Consider the following 19,331-nt stretch of genomic DNA (forward strand, 5'->3'; position numbering starts at 1 on the left):
ACATGGGCAGAATGAACGGGAAATGGTGTTTGGTCAGCAATGCTTGACGTTTGACTTAGTAAGGCATCCTAACTCAAACACCCGTTACGCGGCGAAATTAAGCCCAATGCTGCAAATCAGTTGTTGGCAAAGGGTTGTGGCGTTGCCTCTCAGGTTGTCGGCTAGTCGTCATTTGCGGCCCTACGAAGACCTTGGCGTTGCACGGGTAATGCCGTTCAACCTATGGGTAGCGATATCTATGCCGTATCGATTGGACCGGGTGGGCCAGATGTGGAGTTCGGCTCAAACGCAGCCAATGGGGGGCATTGTTGGGCTATCATACGGAATTGCAAGTTGTGATTGACATCAGCCAGACGTGTTACGTTTCTACCGGACGTCCATTCCGGTCAAAAGCGCTGCGCTGCGACTTTCGCATTTCCGCCAATCGTATGGCGTGTCGCAGTTTCGTTACGACGATGACAGCAAGGCGAGATCAGCCGAACATTGGGCTACAAGGCAGCCGCTGCATAAATCTCGGGTCTGTCCCTTCCCGATGCTGTTTGTGAACTGTCACATCAGAGGCCCAATGCCGCATTAGTACAACTGGGCCACATCTTGCCCATCTATTATGATCGCAAGAGCCCAGAATTTTCTCATTTCCTCTTCTGCGGCACGCGCTGCTAGTTCTTCATCGGGAATGCGTTCGACCCGGAAGCCAAATTGTTCAAACCCGCTACAGTCAACTCTGCTTAGAATGATTGGGACCACATTTCTTTCTATTGCGGCGGCCGCAAGTCGCCTTGCGATTTCCCACGCGGCTTCGGGCATTTTGTGGATTCGGACGCCAATATTAATGTGGCTATCCGCGTCACGTTCCCAAAGGGCAGCGGACGGCAGCAGATCCATATCCGGGAACAAGAGGTCGCCACGTGCCTTGCTCTGACGACCAGGCGCGACCAGATCGTCCAGATCTGCTGGTCGCTCTGGTGTCGTATTGCTCAGTATTTGTTGCCAACGGTTCTCTGTCATTTTTTCTGTCACGTTGCTGCTAACAATTCGGCGGCGGTTGAAGCTCCTGGCTCGGGTAGCTCAATCTGCGCCATGGCGGCGCGAAGGGTTTCCCCGCTGCCGTAGTCCAGGAAATCCGACACTGCACGCTCAAGCTTCATGAATTCACTTTCGGTTATCGTCACGCAAAGATCACGATCGGATAACGCCCTTGCGCGGCGTTCCTGATCATCCAGATAAGGGGCAGACTGCGGGATCAGGATTGCAGGAATTTTGTGGTACAGAAACTCATGGACCGAGTTATACCCGGCCGCAGAGATGACCAAATCCGCAGCCAGACATAGCTTTGTGGCCTCGAGCGTATGAACCACCTTGGTATTCTTCCAGCCGAATGCTGAAGCCTGAACAGTGCTTCCGGGCCAGGTAACGATCAGATGCAGGCAATCGTCCCGCGTCTCAAGCATCCCTGAAATCGCTTGCAGTTGCGCGGATCGGTCTGAGGCCACACCCCCACCCAACATACTGACAACCAGTTGCCTGAAGTCGCGCCCAAACCGTTCGGCAAGCCGCTCCCAGAGTTCTTCAGCCTCTTTCGCTGTTTGGCCGACCTGACGGAACACAGGCCCTACATAGTGAACCTGATCACCATAGCTGTAGGCGTCGTTAAGCTCTTCAAACGCTTCTGACGGTACGATGACCCGGTCGAAAATCCCTTCGCGGCGGAGCATTGTGTGCCTTGACCGGCCCTTCGGCCACAGGCCGCGTCTTATCCAAACCGCCGATAGCCTGTTTTCTTGAATTACGCGATGGACCGAGTCGAACACATAGCCGCCGTCAAAAACCAACCTGTCGCCTTCCTGTAGCGCGGCGCTCAGACGGCGATAATTTATGATGTCATTGGCGTTGGAACTGTCCATTGCATCTGCGCGAGCGACCATTGGGATACAGTCGATGCCTTCGCGCCGGACAACCGGGACACAACTTGGAAAGACCGCGAATACCGGCGATACGTCGGCTGGCAGAGCATTGGCGATCACAGAACACCGTTGCGCATGGCCCAAGCCCACTCCGTTCGTTGGCAGAAACAAGGTTCTTTGCGTTTTGCGCGAGGGAGCGGGCGGTTTTGCGGTCAAGCTAGCCGCGGACTCCAGCCTGGATATATCCAAGGAGCGCAACCACAGAGATTTCTGCGCCTGTTCTGCAATGAACGAAGTGTTTCCGAGGATCTTGCCAATCAGATATCCATCCAGAGCGAAGAGCGTTTTTGGCCCAAGCAGCGTCGGAGCACCCGAGGACATCAGAACTTCGTCCTCTGTGCAATCGATCACCAGGCCGCCGGCAGCTATTAACTCAACCGCAAATTCGGCCATTCTGTCGCCTGCAATACCATGCCCGAACATCGCAAGAATATCCGTCGATTTTGCCAGAGTAAGCGGAGAAAGATCGGTATACAGAGTTCTGGGCAGATCGGCGAAATGCGATGCCTTTATGAACTCATTCTGAGCGCCGCTGACGACAAGCCTCAGATTATAGTCACCCTGATTGCTCATCCGCGAAAGGCAGGGCAGGGTTTCCGGGTTGTCTAAATCCGTAGAGCCCAGGACAACCGTTACGTCCGTCAAATCACCAACGGGACGTGAAACCGGGCGAGACTCAGCGACCAATGGGCTTACTGCGGACGGCAATATGGATCGCGGCTGGGTTTCGTTCAGGTCAATGACCTTGGGTTCGCGTCCCAGCGCAAATGCCAGCCGAGCTTTGGCACCAATATAGCTTTGCTCGGTCTTGAAACGACCGGTTGCAATCACCGGAGTATCCGGGCCGAGTTGCTTTCGCCTCAATGATGCGAGCAGTTGATCGTCGACCTCTTCGGCGCCGAGAACAAACACGGCCTCGGGGGTGTGATCTTCGGGATCGACAAGCAACATGGACGCTTCATAAAGCCTGCCGCGCCCGGCATCCTCGGGCAGATAATCCGCATCAATGCAGGCTACGAAACCGCGATTTTTCAGCTTTTGGGCAAAAATCAACTGCGCATCCATGGTACACGACTCATGGCCAAACGCGCTCCATTTTGGGGCTTGAAAGCGACCGCTTTGGGCAGGTTCGTCGCCAGGCCTGAAGAGCCTTTTCCGGGTTATATAAGATCCAACGTCGGAGCGCGTCGAACCCGACCCTGAACCATGACGTTGCCCGCCGCTTGTGGGCTTTTTTCGGGATCCCCTGTCGGCCCATCGCCTGACTTGCGCATCGGTATGCCCAGGTCATGGCCAGCGCAACGATCGTAAGGAGTGTCGCAAGCTTGTGCGGGTCGGTGATGTGAGTGTCTTCGATATTGAAGCCACGAGTTTTGGCATCTGCGAAGAGGCATTCAATGCCCCACCTTTTGCGATAGAGTTTGAGTGGGTTTTTTGGGGCGTCGATGTTTGTTGCGACCCAAATCAACTCGCCACCTTTGATCCGTTTCCCCTGAAAGCGAAATAGGTTCTTGGGCGTGTGCGCCATGCCGCCCAGCCAGCCTTTCCATTGGCCCTTGCGGCGTTTGCGCAGCAGCGAACGCAACTGGAACCGGCGTCCGTCTTCGGTGTGGATGTGCATGTTTTCGCGTAAGCGGACGACGAATGGAACGTTGTTTTCAGCGAGAAAATCCAACCACTTATCCCCAATGAACTCCCGGTCTGCCAGCAGAGCCTCAATGGAAGATGCCCCGAACACTCGAAGATATCGTCGGATCAACTTCTTGCGTTGCCGCGTTGAGCTATTACCGCTGTTACCCAGAAGCGACCACATCAGAGGCACCTTGAAGCGGCGTGTCACGATCGCCAGAACCAGAAAGTTGATATCGGTCTTGCCCAACTTCCAGTTGGTCCGGTCCAGCGCAAGGAGCTTTGGACCCTTCAGATCAAGCAGGCAGATAATCAACCGCGCAACCACATCTCCATCCAATCGAACATGCTGGAAGAAGCGCTGAAGGCGGCGATAACTCGATGCATGAAGAGCGCTGCCGGGGAACTGACTCGCCAGATGACCAAGGTTCACAGTTCGACCGTTTGCCAGACCAATCAGCATTATGGCCAGGGTCTCCAATCGCGTCTTGCTCAGATCAAAATGTGGGCTTAGCGTTGTCATCAGAGGGGTGAGGAGAAATCCGAACATCCTGAAGATCCTTGTAGTGAAGAATCTTCAATTCGAATCCTTTTCGCCCCTCGTTTCAAGAAGCGTCGTGTACCGTGCTGCGCATCAAAGGATCGGATCGAGCGTGTGCCCGCCTCAATAAAAATCACGTCTGCACCCCGTTTTCCGCGCCTAGAATACCGGCAAATTGCGCCCGGAAGGTTTCGGCTGAGTACCGTTTGAGTGCTGCTTGCGACGCAGCGACTTGTTCACGATATCGATCAGGGGCCGAAATGAAACCAGATATAATTCCATCTACTTCGGCAGGCTGACATGCGATTACAGCATCACCAAAGGTCTTGCCGGTATTCGGATCTGTCAGAACAACCTTACCGGCTGCGAGCGCTTCGGCGATCACGCGCCCAAAACTCTCTCGCCAGGTTGGGGCAGTAAAATAGACAAAAAAATCAATCATCTCGAAAAAGCTCTCAACACTGACGGCATCAAAGGGCAGCAGCGTCCAATGCGGTCGATGCAGCTCGTCATCCAGCAACGCATTCGCCCCCAGAATAACGTTGGATTTAGCGTGTTTCGGAAAACACAGATCAAGGTCGGCGACGGGTGGAAACTTTTCAAAACCGGGTCGTGAATGCCGTCCACGGCGATCTTCTGGCTTTTCGCAGGGTTCGCTCAGATCAGTGGAGAATATGTTGAACCAGTCGACATCCAGAACATTCCAATGGCGGCCTTCTCGAAATTTGGACAGCCAGTTTGTCACGGTTTCACGATTATACGAAGAAATCGGTGCGAGCGTTTTCTTAAGCGCCAGAGTTGACTGGTCTATCTGATCGAGACAGCAAGAGACATCGAAACCTTCTTCTCCGCCGGGGCGCAAGAAGTTCTCATGCGTTACAACAATCAGTTCCTGTGCATAAATCTTTGTGCTCAAGGACTTTTGAAACTTTAAAAAAGACGGGTTATGCAGGATCGCGAAATCGGCGCTGATCCGAGGGGCATCCCAGACAACAGGTATGTTCAACTCATCTATCACCTGCCGTAGGACCGGTGCGAGATGTCTTTTGTCGCCAAACATTCGCGACGCTATCGCATACACGATCACTTCGCCGAACTCGGCCGTTATGCGCAGCTCTGCAGCGACAGCCGCCGATGTGCCGCCCGAAAATCGCGGTTCGATAACATAGGCGATCTTCAGCTTGTCCGAACATCTAATTGCTTGAAACATAGACATAAATGTCAGTGTTGCAGCGAACTGGCGGTTCGCGTGACCTCTGCGTCGCCCGAGGCCGCGGGGTCGTAGTCGTAGCTCACCGAGCCACTGTTGGCAATTTCACTGAAACTGCGCAATTCACGGGACAATTCGTCATCACCCTGAAGCAGTTCGGGGTTTTTCTGCAGGTACTCCAAAAGCGCCTGAGTGTCATTGGTGGACAAGAGCTGATCAATGGCCAGCAAGTGTTCCAACGTTATCTCGGCGCGCGCGCCATGTGACGTCATCAAAAACGATAGAGCGGTTACTATGGCAACCAGTTTGCTGTTCGGCATCTATAAAACCCGGTCGATGATTGTTAACTCTACTTTACACTTTTTACTCTCTGCCCGACGAACACTGTATACGGTCATTGATTTGTTGCCGTTTTAAGTTTGCTTAACACCTGTCTTTTTAGTTGGGTGACTTGATTTTCCTGAGGCGCTTTGCGGCGCGCCTTTTTCACTTTTGGTTTTCCCGCGCTTTTGCCTGCCAACCACAACTCAATGACGCCACTTGGCGTCTTGGACTTGGAATCAGTGAAATCCCGTAGCAAAGCCCCTGCATCCTCTGCGAGAGCCGCTGCCTGCTGCGCGTCTTGCGGGTGATAAAAACGGACGTTGGTTTGCGTGATACTAAAATTCACGCTGTTCGATGTGCTCAACTCATGGCCGGATGACGCGAGGTTTATCAGGACTGAGTTCACAGTATCCGCCGTCAAATTGCTGGGCGCAAACAACACAAAACTTGCGCCTTCGGTACTTGTAGCCGATCCGACTGGTTCGGAGTCGGTCGCCGGTGCAGTTGCTATATCAGTGGCGTCAGGCAGTTCGGCGCCAGGCTGCAACTGTCGGGGTGCGATACCTTCTGTAAACGGAACAATGTCTTCAGTTTCTATTGTTGGGGATGTTGAAACGGTCGTTAGATCAGTGCCCTTTTGTTCAGCAGGGTTAGGTGCTTGCGGCGGTTCGAAGAAACCCAATGCCGCCAATTCCACCAGAGCCACAGAGTTCGGCCTTGTTGGCGTAGCAACTGATCCGTCTGGTTCAGGTCGATGGGTCAGCGCCTTCGTTGTCAATGGCTGGCGCTCTTCCCCATAGGTGAGTGCAACCGGTTGTATAGAAAATTCGGGTGGGTTCGACGGAGCAATTGTAACAACGGGAACATCAGCGAGGTGAACTAAAGTGGCATTCCCGCCCGACAGCACAGAAACCGGGCCTTGGCCGCCTTGCGGCTTGGCATCTCGCACAACGCTTGAAATTGCGGCGACTGCTAACTTTCCTTCAATATCCGCTCGAGGAGCCTCAAGCGCGACAGGATTGGTCAGAACATTCGGGGCGACTGACAGCAGGACTGGCGTGGTTGGTGCAGGTAGCACCGGCGTGATTGGTACGGAGTCCATGAACACTTCCGGCAGGGGAAGCATCGCCATTGTAACAATTGGCGTGTCCTCAAACGCGCCATAAATTGGTTTGGATAGCACCGGGACGAGTGGCACTTTGATGGGTGCCGGCGCAACAAAGGTCAGGGGCGGTGCGTCGGTCGAAACCTCTTTCGTTACGGTTTCCAATTGCACATTTGTTCCGCTGGCTTGCGCCGTGGGCGCGATGCGTTCTGCGCTTGGACTTATAGAGCTTGTCTGTTCAGGAGACTCCATCGGTTTCCACCACGACAAGACAGCAAAAACAAAGGATGAAGCGACCACACCAATAGTACAGCCAAGAGCGACTGAACCTATCCAACCTGTAACAGATCGCTTGCGCTTTAACGAACCGAAGGTCAGAGCATCGGAGTTGCTATGCTCGGTAAGATTTGCACTTCCGTTCGCCGCGACATGTTCCGGCAAGTCCCGGTTTGCGTCTTCGCCACCGGTTAGACCGTTGTCGAACGGCGACGCAAATTCATCACCTTTGTTTGTTTTCGCCGTTTTGTCCTTATGTGGCTCAGGTTTTGGATGCTTATCTTGGTCCAGTTCGGCCTGGTTTTTGGTAGCCCTCCGTGCGGTCACGGGTGCATTTGCCACTGCATTGCTGCGAACTTTGGGACCCACATCACCAGCGGATTTTGGCCTAGTTTGACCAGTGCCTTGCTGCTCTGCCGAACGATGAGCGAGGATTTGTTCCCGTTGCTGACGGGCTTCAACAACCTTTTCCCGAAAGTGCTTTTGTCTGGTTCTATTTTTGCTTGGGGTTGAATGATCGCTTAGTTTTTTATTTGGCTTTGGGGCTGGCTTCTCAGCGTGCACCTTATCGCGCGACGCAAGATTTCTCTCCCGCTCTTTACGCGCGATTTCAAGCACCTGTTGCCACTCTTCGGACTGAATGAAATCATAGATTTTGGTCGGGTCGCTGCCGACCTTGTCTTCAACCGTAGGTGGCGCTCTGGTGCCGCTGGCCTTTGACATAAATAAACCCCGAACCTTTAACCGCAACACGTTCTATGCTTTTGAAGCGATAGAAAAATTGTTACTCGTTTCAAATAGATACCCTAAAACCGAGTCGATTATAAAAATTTCGGACTCAAAAACAAGTAAGTCACTTTGACCTTTTTCAATCGGCGCTGGCTGTGGTGTTAAGTCGTTTTCGGGCTGTCGGCGTTTAGGTGCGGGCAGTGCGCATTGATTTCCGCTGAACAGTTTGGTGATTGCGCCGGCGATCGGGCTTTGCCCTGCTGTCCTCCTGCGGTGTGAATTCCGCGCCATAGGTTCATACAGCCCTAGGCGGGTCGCGATGGTTGACCTCGGGCAAATTTTAGAAGCCAGAACGAAAATGGCCAGTCCGCAGACCGGCCTTTGACGAGTGATCTGCGCTCAATTAGAACCGCCATTCATAAGAGGCCCAGACCGCCTGCGTTGACACATCTGCGCCAAGGGTCGATCGGGCTTCTAGGTTCAGGCTGCCGCCGTGATCATATGCCTTTTGGTAGCTCAGGCCGACTTCGCCAAAAGTTTCGCTGCCACTGCCGCCGGACGCCAAAAGGAGAGTGTTGCCGAAGATTGTCACATCAACCGCAGACGGGGCATTCGCGTCTCGGTGAACGGCCGCAAGCGAGGCTGACAGAACTCCGCCCGCCATGGATGTCGCATAGCTTCCACCCAACCGCGTTTCACTGAAAGTCACATCACGCTCTCCGATCGTTGCATTGGCGGATGCACCCGTTTCTGAGTACCCATCCAGGTTCTGGCGGCCATACAGGAAAGTCGCCTGCGGAGTGATCACAGCGCCGCTTTGCAGCGCGTAATCCCGCTGAGCTGCTACCAAAGCTGTAAACATGTCGCTGGAGTAGTCGGCGATTGTGTCAGATCCATTGACGACGCGGGTTTCGTCGTGGTCGAGTTGTCCATAGCCCAGCCCAAAACTCAGATCGGCAAACCCGAAGTTCTGAGCGACTATGCCGCTGAGATAGACACCGGTGGTGTCAAACGATGCAGCGCCGAAGGTTCCGTCATTTTCAAGGTAGCTGGCCCCGATGCCAAATCGCAGGCCCGCACCCAGATCGCGCGTCACACCAGCGCTTACACTCCACATATTCGAGGACAGGTCCGGTGTGCCCGATCCTGAATCCGCGTCGCTTTGGCTGCCGCTGATCATGATGTAGGGGTGGTACCCTTCGATAGGACCGCTGCCTTTTGTGCTCAGCACCGTCCGTTCACCGCTGTTCAGGTCAGGCGGCCCTTGCAACTGGCGGGCAAGATCATAGGACAGGCCCGCGATCTCAAAGGATTGGTTCAGATTGGGTTGCACCTCGTCAGCGTCATAAGTCGCATAGACCGGTGCTGATCCGCCTTCGCCATCCACAAACCAACCCTGACTGGGATCAGTGACGCTGGTGGTAAACTCGCCCTGAGCGGTGTCGTCATCCTGAAAGCGGTAGACGGCTCTGCCGCCCGCGTTCGTCAGGTTAACGTCGTGATCGCTGACCCTGATCGTGCCATCGATATCCGCAGTGGTCTCGACGTTCAGCGTGCCGCTTCCGTCACCCAGAAACACCGCGTAGCTTTCGCCCGAGGATGTGGCAGTGATATCCCCGGTTATGTTGACCGTGCCTGCTGCCGCCTCGACCAAAAGACCATAGGCCTCCGCATCAGGGCTATCTACTGACACTTGGATCGTGCCGCTATGTGCAATCATCCCGCCCGCAGAAAGCTGTTCGGCGTGCAGGCCATAAGCGCTGGCCGTTCCGTCGCCCGATACCGCGACGCTGATGCTGCCGCTGTTTTCTAGTGATCCGCCGATCTCGTTCGCAGAAATCCCCCAGGCGGACGCTTCCGACACACCCTGCGTTGTGGCGTTCACGGTCACGGTGCCGCTGTTGATGAACGATGCCCCGGACAGGATGTCGTTGGGTTCAATGCCGAATGCCTCAGCCTGCGCAACGTCATTTGCGGTCAGCAGAACCGTGATGTCGCCCGAGTTCCGAAAGCTGCCTTCGATGTCGGATACGTCGATCCCGTAGGCGGCAATGTCGATCATGTTTTGCGACGTCGCTTCGACCAGAACCGCGCCGGAATTTGACAGCGATCCCGTCGTGGTTACGTCACCTAAGTCCATGCCAAAGGCACGTGCGAAGAAGCCATTTTGACTTTGCAATGAAACTGAGACGTCGCCCGAGTTCGAGAACGCCCCCTCAACGTCATCTCCGAATTTTCCGAACGCGACGCTTCCAAACGAGCCGTCTGCCTCGACTGCTACGGAAACTGTTCCCGAGTTTTCGAATGTGCCGCCCGCTTCAATCGCACCAAACTCGATCCCCGCGGCGAAGGCGGACGAAGAACCGCTGTTTCTGACATTGACCTGGATGCTGCCCGAGTTGCTGACCCCACCGCTAATGTCGCCGATTTCCAGCCCGGCCGCATCGGCCGAGGAGTTTCCGACCGCTGCAACTGTGATAGTCGCCGAGTTTTGAAATTGACCCGAGACGTCGTCCATTTCGATGCCATCGGCAAAAGCAAAAGCGCCTTCGGCATAAACCTGAATCGAACCTGAATTTGTGACCTGACCAGCTAGGTCATCCATGTCGATACCGTTTGCATGTGCCGACGATCCGCCAACGGCCTGAACCTGAATGCTACCGCTGTTTTCGAATGTACCTGAGAAGTTGTCCAGATTGATGCCTTCGGCAAAAGCACTGGTTCCATTCGCTGTCGCCGCAATCGTTCCTGTGTTTGTCAAGGAGCCGGAAAGATCATCACCGTTGATGCCGACCGAAATGGCGGATGAGGTCGCCGAGGCCGAAACCGTCAGGTTCCCGGTATTCCGCAACTGACCGGAGATATCGCCGACGCTAATTGCTTCGACATTTGCCTGGGTCGCGTTGGTGGTGTTGATGTCAATCGAACCGCTGTTTTGCAAAGCGCCGGAAACGGTATTCGCCGAGATGCCATCGACACGCGCGTCGGAGCCGTCAGTGCTGATCGCGATTGTACCGTCATTGGTCACGGACCCCATGATACCGGACATGCGAATGCCGCTAACCTCGATGCTTGATCCCTGCACATTCATTTGGATTGTACCTGAATTTGTCAGGTTACCGGACACATCCCGTGTGTTTATGCCGTAGGCGGTCGCGTGGCTTGATGCGGATACCGTCAGGGCCAGAGTGCCCGAGTTGTTCAGCGTGCCAGCGACGTTTTGGGCGGTAATGCCGTAGGCCTCACCGCTCGATGCATTCTGAGCATTGACCGCGATGTCTCCGGCATTGTTCAGGACCCCAGAACCGCCGATATCCTGCACCAAAATGCCCTGCGCCTCCGGGCTGTCTCCGGTTGCAGTGACTGTCAGCACGCCGGTGTTTTGCAGTGTCCCTGTCAGGTCACCGGCTTCGATACCTATAGCGCTCGCGCCCGATGATGCGATGGCAGACACCGTCAGCGTCCCGGTATTTGTGACGTTGCCGCTTACGTCATCGACCTGTAAACCGATTGCTGTTGCGCTCCCGCTGGTGGCCTCTGCCCGGGCGGAAATGCTGCCGCTGTTTGAAAGTGAACCCGCAATGTTGTCGGCTTTGATCCCGCGGGCACCTGCGCTTGTGCCACCGTCCGCCCTTACGTCCAGCGTGCCGGAATTCGTGACGGTTCCGAAAACATCGACAAAGTTCAGTCCGTCAGCATTGGCGTCGCTTGTATTGGCAATCGCACGAACACTAACGGTGCCGCTGTTGGCGAACGTGCTGGTGCCGGCAATCTCCCCAACGTCAAAACCATCGACACTGGCCCTCGAACCATTAGCCATCCCGTTCAGGGCGCCGGTGTTGTTCACCGAACCGGTAATCCCACCGCTGCCGCTCGCAACCTCTATGATATCAAAAAAAGCGCTGCTGTTGGTCGTGTTGACGTCGATCGTCAAAGCACCGCTGTTCTCCAGATGTCCCGAAAGGTCTAAAATTTCAATCGCATCGCCGTTTGCATTTGTGCCACCGTCCACCTGAACCCGGATCGCCCCGGTGTTGGTCAGGTTTCCTGAAAGATCGTTTATCTCGATCCCGTCTCCGCCCGCATTTCCGGTCAGGCTTGTTGCAGCAACGGCTATCGGACCCGAATTTATTGCTTGCCCCGTAACCAGATCAATCTGAATGCCGTCGGCATTGGCGGCAAAGCCGCCAGTCGAAGCGGTAACATTGATGCTGCCCGTGTTCGTCAGCGTCCCATCCACACTGGTCGAGCGAATGCCGTCAGCCACGGCTCTGCTGCTTGTATCCACGTCAACGTCAATGGTGCCCGAATTCGAAACCGTTCCGGCCACTGCACCGGTCTGGACACCTGCCGCCGTCCCGAATGTCAAAGCAGAGTTTGCTATGCTGATCGTGCCGGTGTTTTGCAGCGCGCCGTTGACGTCACCCTGAACATTTATGCCCATCAGGTTCGCGGAATCGCCTAATGCCGCTCCCATCGTGATCGTGCCCGAGTTCAGAACGGAACCGGACAGGTCCCCGTTAATGTCAATCGCGGCGCGGGTCCGGTTCACCCCTTCTGTCGCTGACAACAACCCGTCATTGGTCAGGTCGCTGGTATAGTCCGGTACATTGATGACAACCAGACCTGAGCCTGACAGCGGGTCCACAATGATCGAACCGGTACTGGTGATCGTTTGGTCTTCGTCAACGGCGCTCACCAAAGGTGTGGTTCGCGCGGTCGAGACGACCTCTGCGCTGCCGCTGCCAACGGACAGAGTCACCAGCGAGACTGAACTCAGAAAAAGCGATGGCGCGACACTTGCCACCTTACCTTTGAATTTCGTCAAACGACCACCGCGCGCAACCGCGCGTTTCTTCTGCTCAGTCAGCATAAAACCCCGCCTCACCTGGCTATATTTTCCGTACTCTGTGCCTCCGGTTTGCTCCGAAGTGCACTCGCGTTGCGTACCTCTTTAAGCCACGCATAGGAACGTGGTTAAAGGGCTAATAGAGGCAGGATTATGGCTGAATCAGCAATTTAGAACTTTGGTTTATGCCTTATTTTATAGGGCTTTATGCCAGTTTGAGACTTAACGCCTACTTCCGCATTGGTTCTCCAGCAGAAGCTCTTTTGATTGTTCCAAATCGTCAGGCGACAGATCCGCCATCGGTGAGGTCTTCCAGCAGCGCACTCAGCAGTTGAGCTTTCCCGCCGTATCCCGATTTTTTGTAGATCGAGTTGGTCTGGGCCTTAATCGTACCTTCCTTGGAATTGCGAATCTCTGCCATCTCAGCGGTCGAGCAGCCCTTGATCAAAAGTCGGGTGACTTCTCGTTCGGCATCCGAGAAGGACCATTTTTCGAAGTAAGCGTTCAACAGGTCTTCGAACGCACCGGAAGCGCGGGCAACCTTGTCTTCCAGGGTCTCTTGATATCGCCGCATTTTGCGGACCTCGTTCCCCAACACCATGATCGCGCCGAACAAAGACAGCATGATCAGAACCTCCCAGACGTGGATTTCATCCCATTCGTCGATCCAGGCCACACCCATTGCTTCGCCGATATCTTCAAACAGCATCACGCAAGCGCAAAACAGAGAGGCGAAGAAAGAGAAAGTCAGACGTTTCTTGGAAGGCATTTGTGGAACCATGGCAGTTGAGAAGTGTCGAAGCTGCCTATGTAAAACCCGACAGTCGCACAAGCCCATGATTGGCGTCTCGGCTATCATGCCGACTTTTCCAGTCGCACGGGTTTGAATTCTCTTCTGAACACGAAATGCACCTTATGGCTCGATCCCATAGCGCCCGAGAAGCTCTGTATTCCGACTGCTCCTATTGTCACCGCGGTGATGTGCCTAGTTCAAACTTAGAAATGGGGAAAGAAAACCGTGGTAACAATCAAACTGGACCACTTCGGCGGGGCTGACTAAGCTGACGCAGGCTTATTGTATGGATTGGCTCACGACCAACATATCGCTGCAAAGACGAGTTTCGTTTGGCCGATCAGTGATAATGAAGTGAAATTGCAGGTTGAGACATAAAGGGGTTGGAAGCGGCGTGTTGAAGGTCTTAGTTCATCAAGGTTTTCACAAGACCGGGACAACAACGTTTCAACGGACCCTTTCCAAGAACCAGCATACCTTGAAAGACCGCGTCAACGTACTTTTGCCTCGGGATGTTCAGGATGCGGGTTTCTCGGCACGACGGTACGCAGTAGCGCCCAAAGACCGCACCTTAATAAACTTTGGCAAAAAGCTTCGGAGCGCCCTTAAACCTTATGTCGGCCAAACTGAAAAACCGCTGTTAATCAGCAATGAGGAGTTCGCCGGCTTGATTCCAGGGCGCAAAGGCGTGTGGTCCTACACATATACCCACGTCCTGGCAGAGGCTTTGTTGGAGGAAATTCAACAGCTTACTGATGCGCAAATTCATATCACGCTGCTATACACGACCAGAAGCCCAGCAGACTGGATACGAAGTACATACTGGCAAAACCTGCGTTCTAACCGAATTCTCGAAGATATCTCCGAATACAGTAAATTATTACACCAGGGCGCGGACCTCGGCGCGGTGGTTGATCGGGTCAGAGCGTCAGTGTCGTCCCGTGCCAACGTCGTGTCTGTTGATGTAACGGACCAGAGTGACCGTTTAGTGCCGCTCATCAAGGCACTTTCCATACTGGATGTCAGGTCGGATGACTTGATTGCAATCAAAGACCAAAACGTTCAACCAAACGGAAGTGCGGAATACTTCCTGGAATTGAACCGATCACCTATGACAGACGAAGAAGTCGCCGCTGCAAAACGTGCGCATTTGGATCTAATTAAGGCTGGGGTGCAGCAATCAGGCAATCAAGTTGGTGACTGGGGCGAAATGCCCAGAGATGCGTAAAGCAGCAATCCATCCGGAGGGTCGGGATGGCGATCAGTTGCGACGGTTATGCGGACAAACCAGAGTTTTCCGATTGTTCATGACCTGTCCGATTAGCGTCTGCCTTCGACCTAGGCGACGTGAAACCTGAAGGTGCGCTTGACTATTTCCGCATCACATTTCCCAAGGCGGCTTCGCGCCAATCTCTGCGATCAGAAAGTCCATGAAAACCCGAACTTTGGGGGATAACACGTTGGACTTGGGATAGATAAGCCACAAAACATTGCCTTCCTTGGCCTCAAAACCCGGCAGAACTTGCGTCAACCGACCCGATCTAAGGTGATCATGCACACTCCATAGTGCGTTCAAGGAAATACCCGCACCGGCCAGCGTGGCGCAGACCTGGCTTTGGCCGTCGTCGATTATCAGCTGACCCTCAGCCGCCGCTGGGTCAAACGCGGCTTCCTCACCAGCCTTTCCGGTCAACAGACGCTGTTGGCGATTTTGGAAAGCGATCAGGTGGTGGTTATTCAGGTCGGCGGGTGTTTTGGGGGTGCCGTATGTGTCGAGGTAGTGCGGCGCGGCGCATAGAACGCGCCGGTCATCAGCTAATTTTCGACCTTTCAGGCTGGTGTCGACAAGCGGGGCGTTTCTGAGTGCCAGGTCATAACTCCCTTCGATAAGATCAAACTGAACATCCGACAATCGCAAATCGAGCGTGAGGCCGGGGTGCTGTTGAAGAAACTTCGGCAGGATCGGTGCGATGTAAAGCTGCGCAAAGGTGCTGGGCGCAGCGAAACGCAGTGTGCCTTGGATATTGGTGGCTTGCTTGCCCAGGGCCGCAAGTGCCGCCTCTTCCTGCGCGATGATCTCTCGGGCGAAAGGCAGGAAATCGGCACCCTCGACGGACAGCGACACTTTGCGCGTTGTGCGGTGCAACAGCTCAGAACCCAAGTGAAGCTCTAGTTTGGCGAGCTTTGCGCTCGAGACAGCTGGAGCCATACCCAAAGCGCGTCCCGCCGCGCTGATGTTCAGCATTTCTGCTGCCGTTACAAACAATCGTAACGCTTCTGTATCAAGTCCCATTATATTGAAAATCCGAATTATCAATCCATGAACGGACAGTTTATATCAAATTAGATTGGCATTAAATCCCTCTCATCAATGCACCATAGCATGGGAAGGAGGCGCAAAATGACCCGGACGGCCACAGTTAACTACCACGTTCACAAGCCCTTTCGGCAAGCCTTTGAACTAGATGCTGGTGGGATTGCAGGTAACCTGATTTCCCCCGAATTAGTCGCTACAGCCGTGTCGTTGGCAGATAACCGCGCGACGACCGATATCGTTACATTCGGGTCTGATGCCGTTGAATTCATACCGTTGGAAACAAAGGTGCGCGACTTTACAGGCGAGGCCTGGAAGGCAACATACGATGCCGAGCTGACAGCGATGCTTTTGAGCAGGCTGGGCGTGCGTGAGGTTGTGGTTTTTGACCATACCGTTCGGGTAGATGACCCGAATGCGACACGTAAACCCGCGCGCAACGTCCACAGTGACTACAGTAAGGGCGGAGCTGAGCAGCGCCTTGTCGACCTGTTGGGCCCTGAGGCCGCAGCGGAATGGGCGCAAGGTCACTATGCCTTTGTCAATGTGTGGCGTCCTGTGGGACATCCGATCAATTCGGCTCCCCTGGGCTTTGTTCGCCCGTCATCGGTTGACCCGTCTGACTGGATTCTATTGGACCTGATCTATCCGGACCGCAAAGGGCAAATCATGGGGCTGGTGGGAAACCCCAGGCATGAATGGATCTATCAATCCAAGATGACACCGGATGAAGTCGCGATCTTCAATATCTTTGATAATCAAGGGCTGCCGTCGATCGCGCATGGTGCGCTCGATATGGTCGAGGACCCAAGTATCACTACCATTCGTAGAAGCATCGAGAGCCGTACTTTGGTGCGTTATTAGAGGGGCCCAGAGATGTTGGATAAAAAGCAACCTGCTGAGTTTGCCCAAATCAACGTGGCCTATAACCGGGTATTTCGTCCGGGGCGGTTGAGCGTTGGCCTTGTGTTGCCACTCGAAACATATGCAGTCGGCGCAGAACCAATGCTGCGCGGACATCTGGAAGCGGCTCAGAGGGCAGAGGGCCTTGGGTTTGCAGCACTTTGGCTGCGGGACGTGCCGTTCAATGTTCCAAACTTCGGGGACCCCGGACAGGTTTTCGATCCATTTGTCTACTTGGGTGCGCTGACAACAGTGACGGACCGTATTGCGCTTGGAACGTCGAGCGTGATCCTGCCATTGCGTCATCCCGCCCACGTGGCCAAGGCAGCGGCGACTGCAGATGTGCTCTCGGGTGGTCGGTTGCTGTTGGGTGTCGCTTCCGGTGATCGACCCGAGGAGTACCCGGCGATGAACCACAGCTTTGACGACCGCGGGGCGCGTTTCCGTGACAGTGTTGACTACATCCGCGCAGTTGGATCAGCTTATCCCAAGCATGAAAGTGGGCAAGGCGCACTGTCTGGCGGAATAGATCTGTTGCCAAAGCCGCATGGCTCGCGCCTGCCGATGCTCATCACCGGTGGTAGCCAGCAATCGCCCGATTGGGTGGCGCAGAACGGGGACGGTTGGATGACCTATCCGCGCAGCGCGTCGGCCCAAGGGCAAGTCATTGCGGACTATCGGCGGCGCGTGAAGGTGGCGGGCCAAACGGATAAGCCCGTCATGCAGTCGCTTTATGTTGATGTCGTTGCCGACCCCGCTGCGCCTCCGCGCCCGATCCATCTTGGGTTCCAGTCTGGCACCGACTTTCTGCGCAGCTATCTGCGCGAGATTGAGACCCTCGGGGTCAATCACGTCGCACTGAATCTAAGGTTCAATCAAGCACCCATTGATAAAACTCTCAAAAAACTGGCGGACACGTTGCTGCCTGACTTTTCCTAAAGGATCAGACCGATGACCAAGACTATTCTCATTACAGGTTCGACCGATGGCATTGGCCTGCTGACGGCCAAGAAACTGGCCGCTGATGGGCACAAAGTGCTGCTGCATGGCCGCAATGCTGCCAAATTAGAGCGGGCAGCTAACGAGGTCGGCGGCAATGTCGAAACCTATGCCGCAGATCTGAGCGATCTGTCCGCGGTACGAAAACTCGCCGAGAGCATACGGGCCGGGCATGACAAACTGGACGTGTTGATCAACAACGCAGGTGTGTTGAAAGCCCCGCAAACCGTGCTTGAGAATGGGCAGGATATCCGCTTTGTCGTGAATACGCTCGCACCGTATCTGTTGACCGAGTTGCTGCTGCCGATCATTCCCGCCGAGGGGCGTGTCGTGAACCTGTCTTCGGCGGCTCAGGCCCCAGTGAACACAAAAGCGATGCAGGGCAATGTGCCGCTGGCGGATATGGAAGCCTATGCCCAAAGCAAGCTGGCTATCACCATCTGGACCCAAGATTGGGCCAAGTCACAGGCCGAAGCACCGGTTATGATCGCCGTAAACCCCGGATCGCTTTTGGCCTCGAAGATGGTGAAAGAGGGCTTTGGCGTTGCCGGGAACGACATGAACATCGGTGCCGATATCCTGATTGACGCGGCATTGGGTGAGCGGTTCGCTGACGCGTCTGGTGCCTATTTTGACAATGACAGCGGAGCCTTCGCAAATCCGCATGCCGCAGCACTGGACGAAGATCACGTTGCAGACGTGATGGCCTCCATCAGGGGTTTGATCAGCCGGACTGACTGACCCAAGCGGCGCGATCGCGCCTCACACTTCCATCTTTACCCCCCCCAACTCCTCACGCTTACCGCGTTGAGGCCCAGGAAAGGACTGCCTTATGAAATACGAGAACTTTCAAACCTTTGATGTAGCCGTCGCAAACGGCATCGCCACGGTCACATTCAACTTTGGCTCGGTGAACGTTCAGGGCCAGGAAATGCTGGCCGACCTCAACAGTCTGGCCATGCGGCTGGAGCGGGACCGCGACACCAAGGTCGTGATCTTTCAATCCGCCAATCCGGAAATCTGGGTTTGCCACTACGACACCGAGCTACTCAAGGACATGTCGACCGAGGCCGTATCCCGCGAGGATGCACAGCTTCTGGATCTGCAATCGGTCTGTGAGCGGATCAGCAAGGTGCCACAAGCCACCATCGCAAAACTGGAAGGGTTTGCACGCGGTGGCGGGCACGAATTGGCCTTGGCACTCGATATGCGTTTTGCGGCGCGTGGAAAGTACAAGTTCATGCAGATGGAGGTCGGCATGGGCATCCTGCCCTGTGGTGGTGGCGCTTCGCGCATGGCACGTCAGACCGGCCTTGGCAAAGCGCTTGAGATCATCCTGAGCGCACAGGATTATGACGCGGATGATGCCGAGCGTCTGGGCACCATCAACAAAGCGTTGGAGCCTGATGAGATTGGCCCATATGTGACCGCGCTGGCCGAAAGGATCGCACAATTCCCGGCAGAGTCGATCAATGCCTGCAAGCAGATGGTCTATGAATCCATCGACAAACCGATTGATGAGGCACTGAAGGCCGAAGCCTATTGGCTGTATCAGGCCACCAGCAAAACCCCGGCGGTCAAACGGTTCACCATCGCGGATGAACAAGGTCTGGAACACGACATCGAGAACCAGCGCAAATGGGGCGATCTGGTGATGCAAGTGCAGGACATCAATTAACCACCACCCAACACAAG

General features: G+C 54.8%; 14 protein-coding genes. 5 read left to right on the forward strand and 9 right to left on the reverse strand.

Going from position 1 to position 19,331, the window contains the following annotated elements:
• Positions 1 to 573 precede the first annotated feature (573 nt).
• The 8 genes from ACOQOY_RS14910 to ACOQOY_RS14945 all read right to left on the reverse strand — a co-directional run bounded on the left by ACOQOY_RS14910 (position 574) and on the right by ACOQOY_RS14945 (position 13,396).
• Positions 574 to 1,008, reverse strand: coding sequence for a hypothetical protein (locus tag ACOQOY_RS14910; RefSeq protein WP_420586161.1), 435 nt, complete (start codon positions 1,006 to 1,008; stop codon positions 574 to 576).
• Between the two features lie 8 nt (positions 1,009 to 1,016).
• Positions 1,017 to 3,029, reverse strand: coding sequence for a glycosyltransferase (locus tag ACOQOY_RS14915; RefSeq protein ID WP_420586162.1), 2,013 nt, complete (start codon positions 3,027 to 3,029; stop codon positions 1,017 to 1,019).
• A gap of 10 nt (positions 3,030 to 3,039) precedes the next feature.
• On the reverse strand, positions 3,040 to 4,143 hold the full coding sequence (locus tag ACOQOY_RS14920; protein ID WP_420583443.1) for an IS4 family transposase: 1,104 nt from the start codon (positions 4,141 to 4,143) through the stop codon (positions 3,040 to 3,042).
• Positions 4,144 to 4,267: 124 nt separating this feature from the next.
• Positions 4,268 to 5,344 carry a glycosyltransferase gene (locus ACOQOY_RS14925; RefSeq protein ID WP_420586163.1) on the reverse strand — a complete coding sequence of 359 codons (1,077 nt, stop codon included), beginning with the start codon at positions 5,342 to 5,344 and terminating at the stop codon, positions 4,268 to 4,270.
• An 11-nt stretch (positions 5,345 to 5,355) separates the two neighbouring features.
• Positions 5,356 to 5,664 carry a hypothetical protein gene (locus tag ACOQOY_RS14930; RefSeq protein ID WP_420586164.1) on the reverse strand — a complete coding sequence of 103 codons (309 nt, stop codon included), beginning with the start codon at positions 5,662 to 5,664 and terminating at the stop codon, positions 5,356 to 5,358.
• Positions 5,665 to 5,738: 74 nt separating this feature from the next.
• Positions 5,739 to 7,772, reverse strand: coding sequence for a hypothetical protein (locus ACOQOY_RS14935; protein ID WP_420586165.1), 2,034 nt, complete (start codon positions 7,770 to 7,772; stop codon positions 5,739 to 5,741).
• Positions 7,773 to 8,181: 409 nt separating this feature from the next.
• Complete coding sequence (locus tag ACOQOY_RS14940; RefSeq protein WP_420586166.1) at positions 8,182 to 12,651, reverse strand: beta strand repeat-containing protein; 4,470 nt, start codon at positions 12,649 to 12,651, stop codon at positions 8,182 to 8,184.
• Positions 12,652 to 12,907: 256 nt separating this feature from the next.
• Positions 12,908 to 13,396, reverse strand: coding sequence for a helix-turn-helix transcriptional regulator (locus ACOQOY_RS14945; protein WP_420586167.1), 489 nt, complete (start codon positions 13,394 to 13,396; stop codon positions 12,908 to 12,910).
• A 418-nt stretch (positions 13,397 to 13,814) separates the two neighbouring features.
• On the opposite strand from ACOQOY_RS14945, the gene ACOQOY_RS14950 reads away from it, so the two are divergent.
• On the forward strand, positions 13,815 to 14,648 hold the full coding sequence (locus tag ACOQOY_RS14950; RefSeq protein ID WP_420586168.1) for a hypothetical protein: 834 nt from the start codon (positions 13,815 to 13,817) through the stop codon (positions 14,646 to 14,648).
• Positions 14,649 to 14,801: 153 nt separating this feature from the next.
• On the opposite strand, the gene ACOQOY_RS14955 is transcribed toward ACOQOY_RS14950, so the two are convergent.
• On the reverse strand, positions 14,802 to 15,713 hold the full coding sequence (locus ACOQOY_RS14955) for a LysR family transcriptional regulator (RefSeq protein WP_420586169.1): 912 nt from the start codon (positions 15,711 to 15,713) through the stop codon (positions 14,802 to 14,804).
• 108 nt (positions 15,714 to 15,821) lie between these two features.
• Here ACOQOY_RS14955 and ACOQOY_RS14960 point away from each other — a divergent pair, with 108 nt between their 5' ends.
• The 4 genes from ACOQOY_RS14960 to ACOQOY_RS14975 all read left to right on the forward strand — a co-directional run bounded on the left by ACOQOY_RS14960 (position 15,822) and on the right by ACOQOY_RS14975 (position 19,314).
• Complete coding sequence (locus ACOQOY_RS14960; RefSeq protein WP_420586170.1) at positions 15,822 to 16,598, forward strand: CmcJ/NvfI family oxidoreductase; 777 nt, start codon at positions 15,822 to 15,824, stop codon at positions 16,596 to 16,598.
• A 12-nt stretch (positions 16,599 to 16,610) separates the two neighbouring features.
• Positions 16,611 to 17,576: an LLM class oxidoreductase gene (locus ACOQOY_RS14965; RefSeq protein ID WP_420586171.1), complete on the forward strand. Its 966-nt coding sequence runs from the start codon at positions 16,611 to 16,613 to the stop codon at positions 17,574 to 17,576.
• Between the two features lie 12 nt (positions 17,577 to 17,588).
• On the forward strand, positions 17,589 to 18,377 hold the full coding sequence (locus ACOQOY_RS14970; protein WP_420586172.1) for an SDR family NAD(P)-dependent oxidoreductase: 789 nt from the start codon (positions 17,589 to 17,591) through the stop codon (positions 18,375 to 18,377).
• Positions 18,378 to 18,468: 91 nt separating this feature from the next.
• Complete coding sequence (locus ACOQOY_RS14975) at positions 18,469 to 19,314, forward strand: enoyl-CoA hydratase/isomerase family protein (RefSeq protein ID WP_420586173.1); 846 nt, start codon at positions 18,469 to 18,471, stop codon at positions 19,312 to 19,314.
• The last annotated feature ends 17 nt before the right edge of the window (positions 19,315 to 19,331 follow it).

Source organism: Ruegeria sp., assembly GCF_965221235.1.
Taxonomy (GTDB): Bacteria; Pseudomonadota; Alphaproteobacteria; order Rhodobacterales; family Rhodobacteraceae; genus Ruegeria.

Bases quoted from the DNA above. Each gene is read 5' to 3' on its own strand.
- ACOQOY_RS14910 (WP_420586161.1), bottom strand. From the start codon at position 1,008: ATGACAGAGAACCGTTGGCAACAAATACTGAGCAATACGACACCAGAG.
- ACOQOY_RS14915 (WP_420586162.1), bottom strand. From the start codon at position 3,029: ATGGATGCGCAGTTGATTTTTGCCCAAAAGCTGAAAAATCGCGGTTTC.
- ACOQOY_RS14920 (WP_420583443.1), bottom strand. From the start codon at position 4,143: ATGTTCGGATTTCTCCTCACCCCTCTGATGACAACGCTAAGCCCACAT.
- ACOQOY_RS14925 (WP_420586163.1), bottom strand. From the start codon at position 5,344: ATGTTTCAAGCAATTAGATGTTCGGACAAGCTGAAGATCGCCTATGTT.
- ACOQOY_RS14930 (WP_420586164.1), bottom strand. From the start codon at position 5,664: ATGCCGAACAGCAAACTGGTTGCCATAGTAACCGCTCTATCGTTTTTG.
- ACOQOY_RS14935 (WP_420586165.1), bottom strand. From the start codon at position 7,772: ATGTCAAAGGCCAGCGGCACCAGAGCGCCACCTACGGTTGAAGACAAG.
- ACOQOY_RS14940 (WP_420586166.1), bottom strand. From the start codon at position 12,651: ATGCTGACTGAGCAGAAGAAACGCGCGGTTGCGCGCGGTGGTCGTTTG.
- ACOQOY_RS14945 (WP_420586167.1), bottom strand. From the start codon at position 13,396: ATGCCTTCCAAGAAACGTCTGACTTTCTCTTTCTTCGCCTCTCTGTTT.
- ACOQOY_RS14955 (WP_420586169.1), bottom strand. From the start codon at position 15,713: ATGGGACTTGATACAGAAGCGTTACGATTGTTTGTAACGGCAGCAGAA.
- ACOQOY_RS14960 (WP_420586170.1), top strand. From the start codon at position 15,822: ATGACCCGGACGGCCACAGTTAACTACCACGTTCACAAGCCCTTTCGG.
- ACOQOY_RS14965 (WP_420586171.1), top strand. From the start codon at position 16,611: ATGTTGGATAAAAAGCAACCTGCTGAGTTTGCCCAAATCAACGTGGCC.
- ACOQOY_RS14970 (WP_420586172.1), top strand. From the start codon at position 17,589: ATGACCAAGACTATTCTCATTACAGGTTCGACCGATGGCATTGGCCTG.
- ACOQOY_RS14975 (WP_420586173.1), top strand. From the start codon at position 18,469: ATGAAATACGAGAACTTTCAAACCTTTGATGTAGCCGTCGCAAACGGC.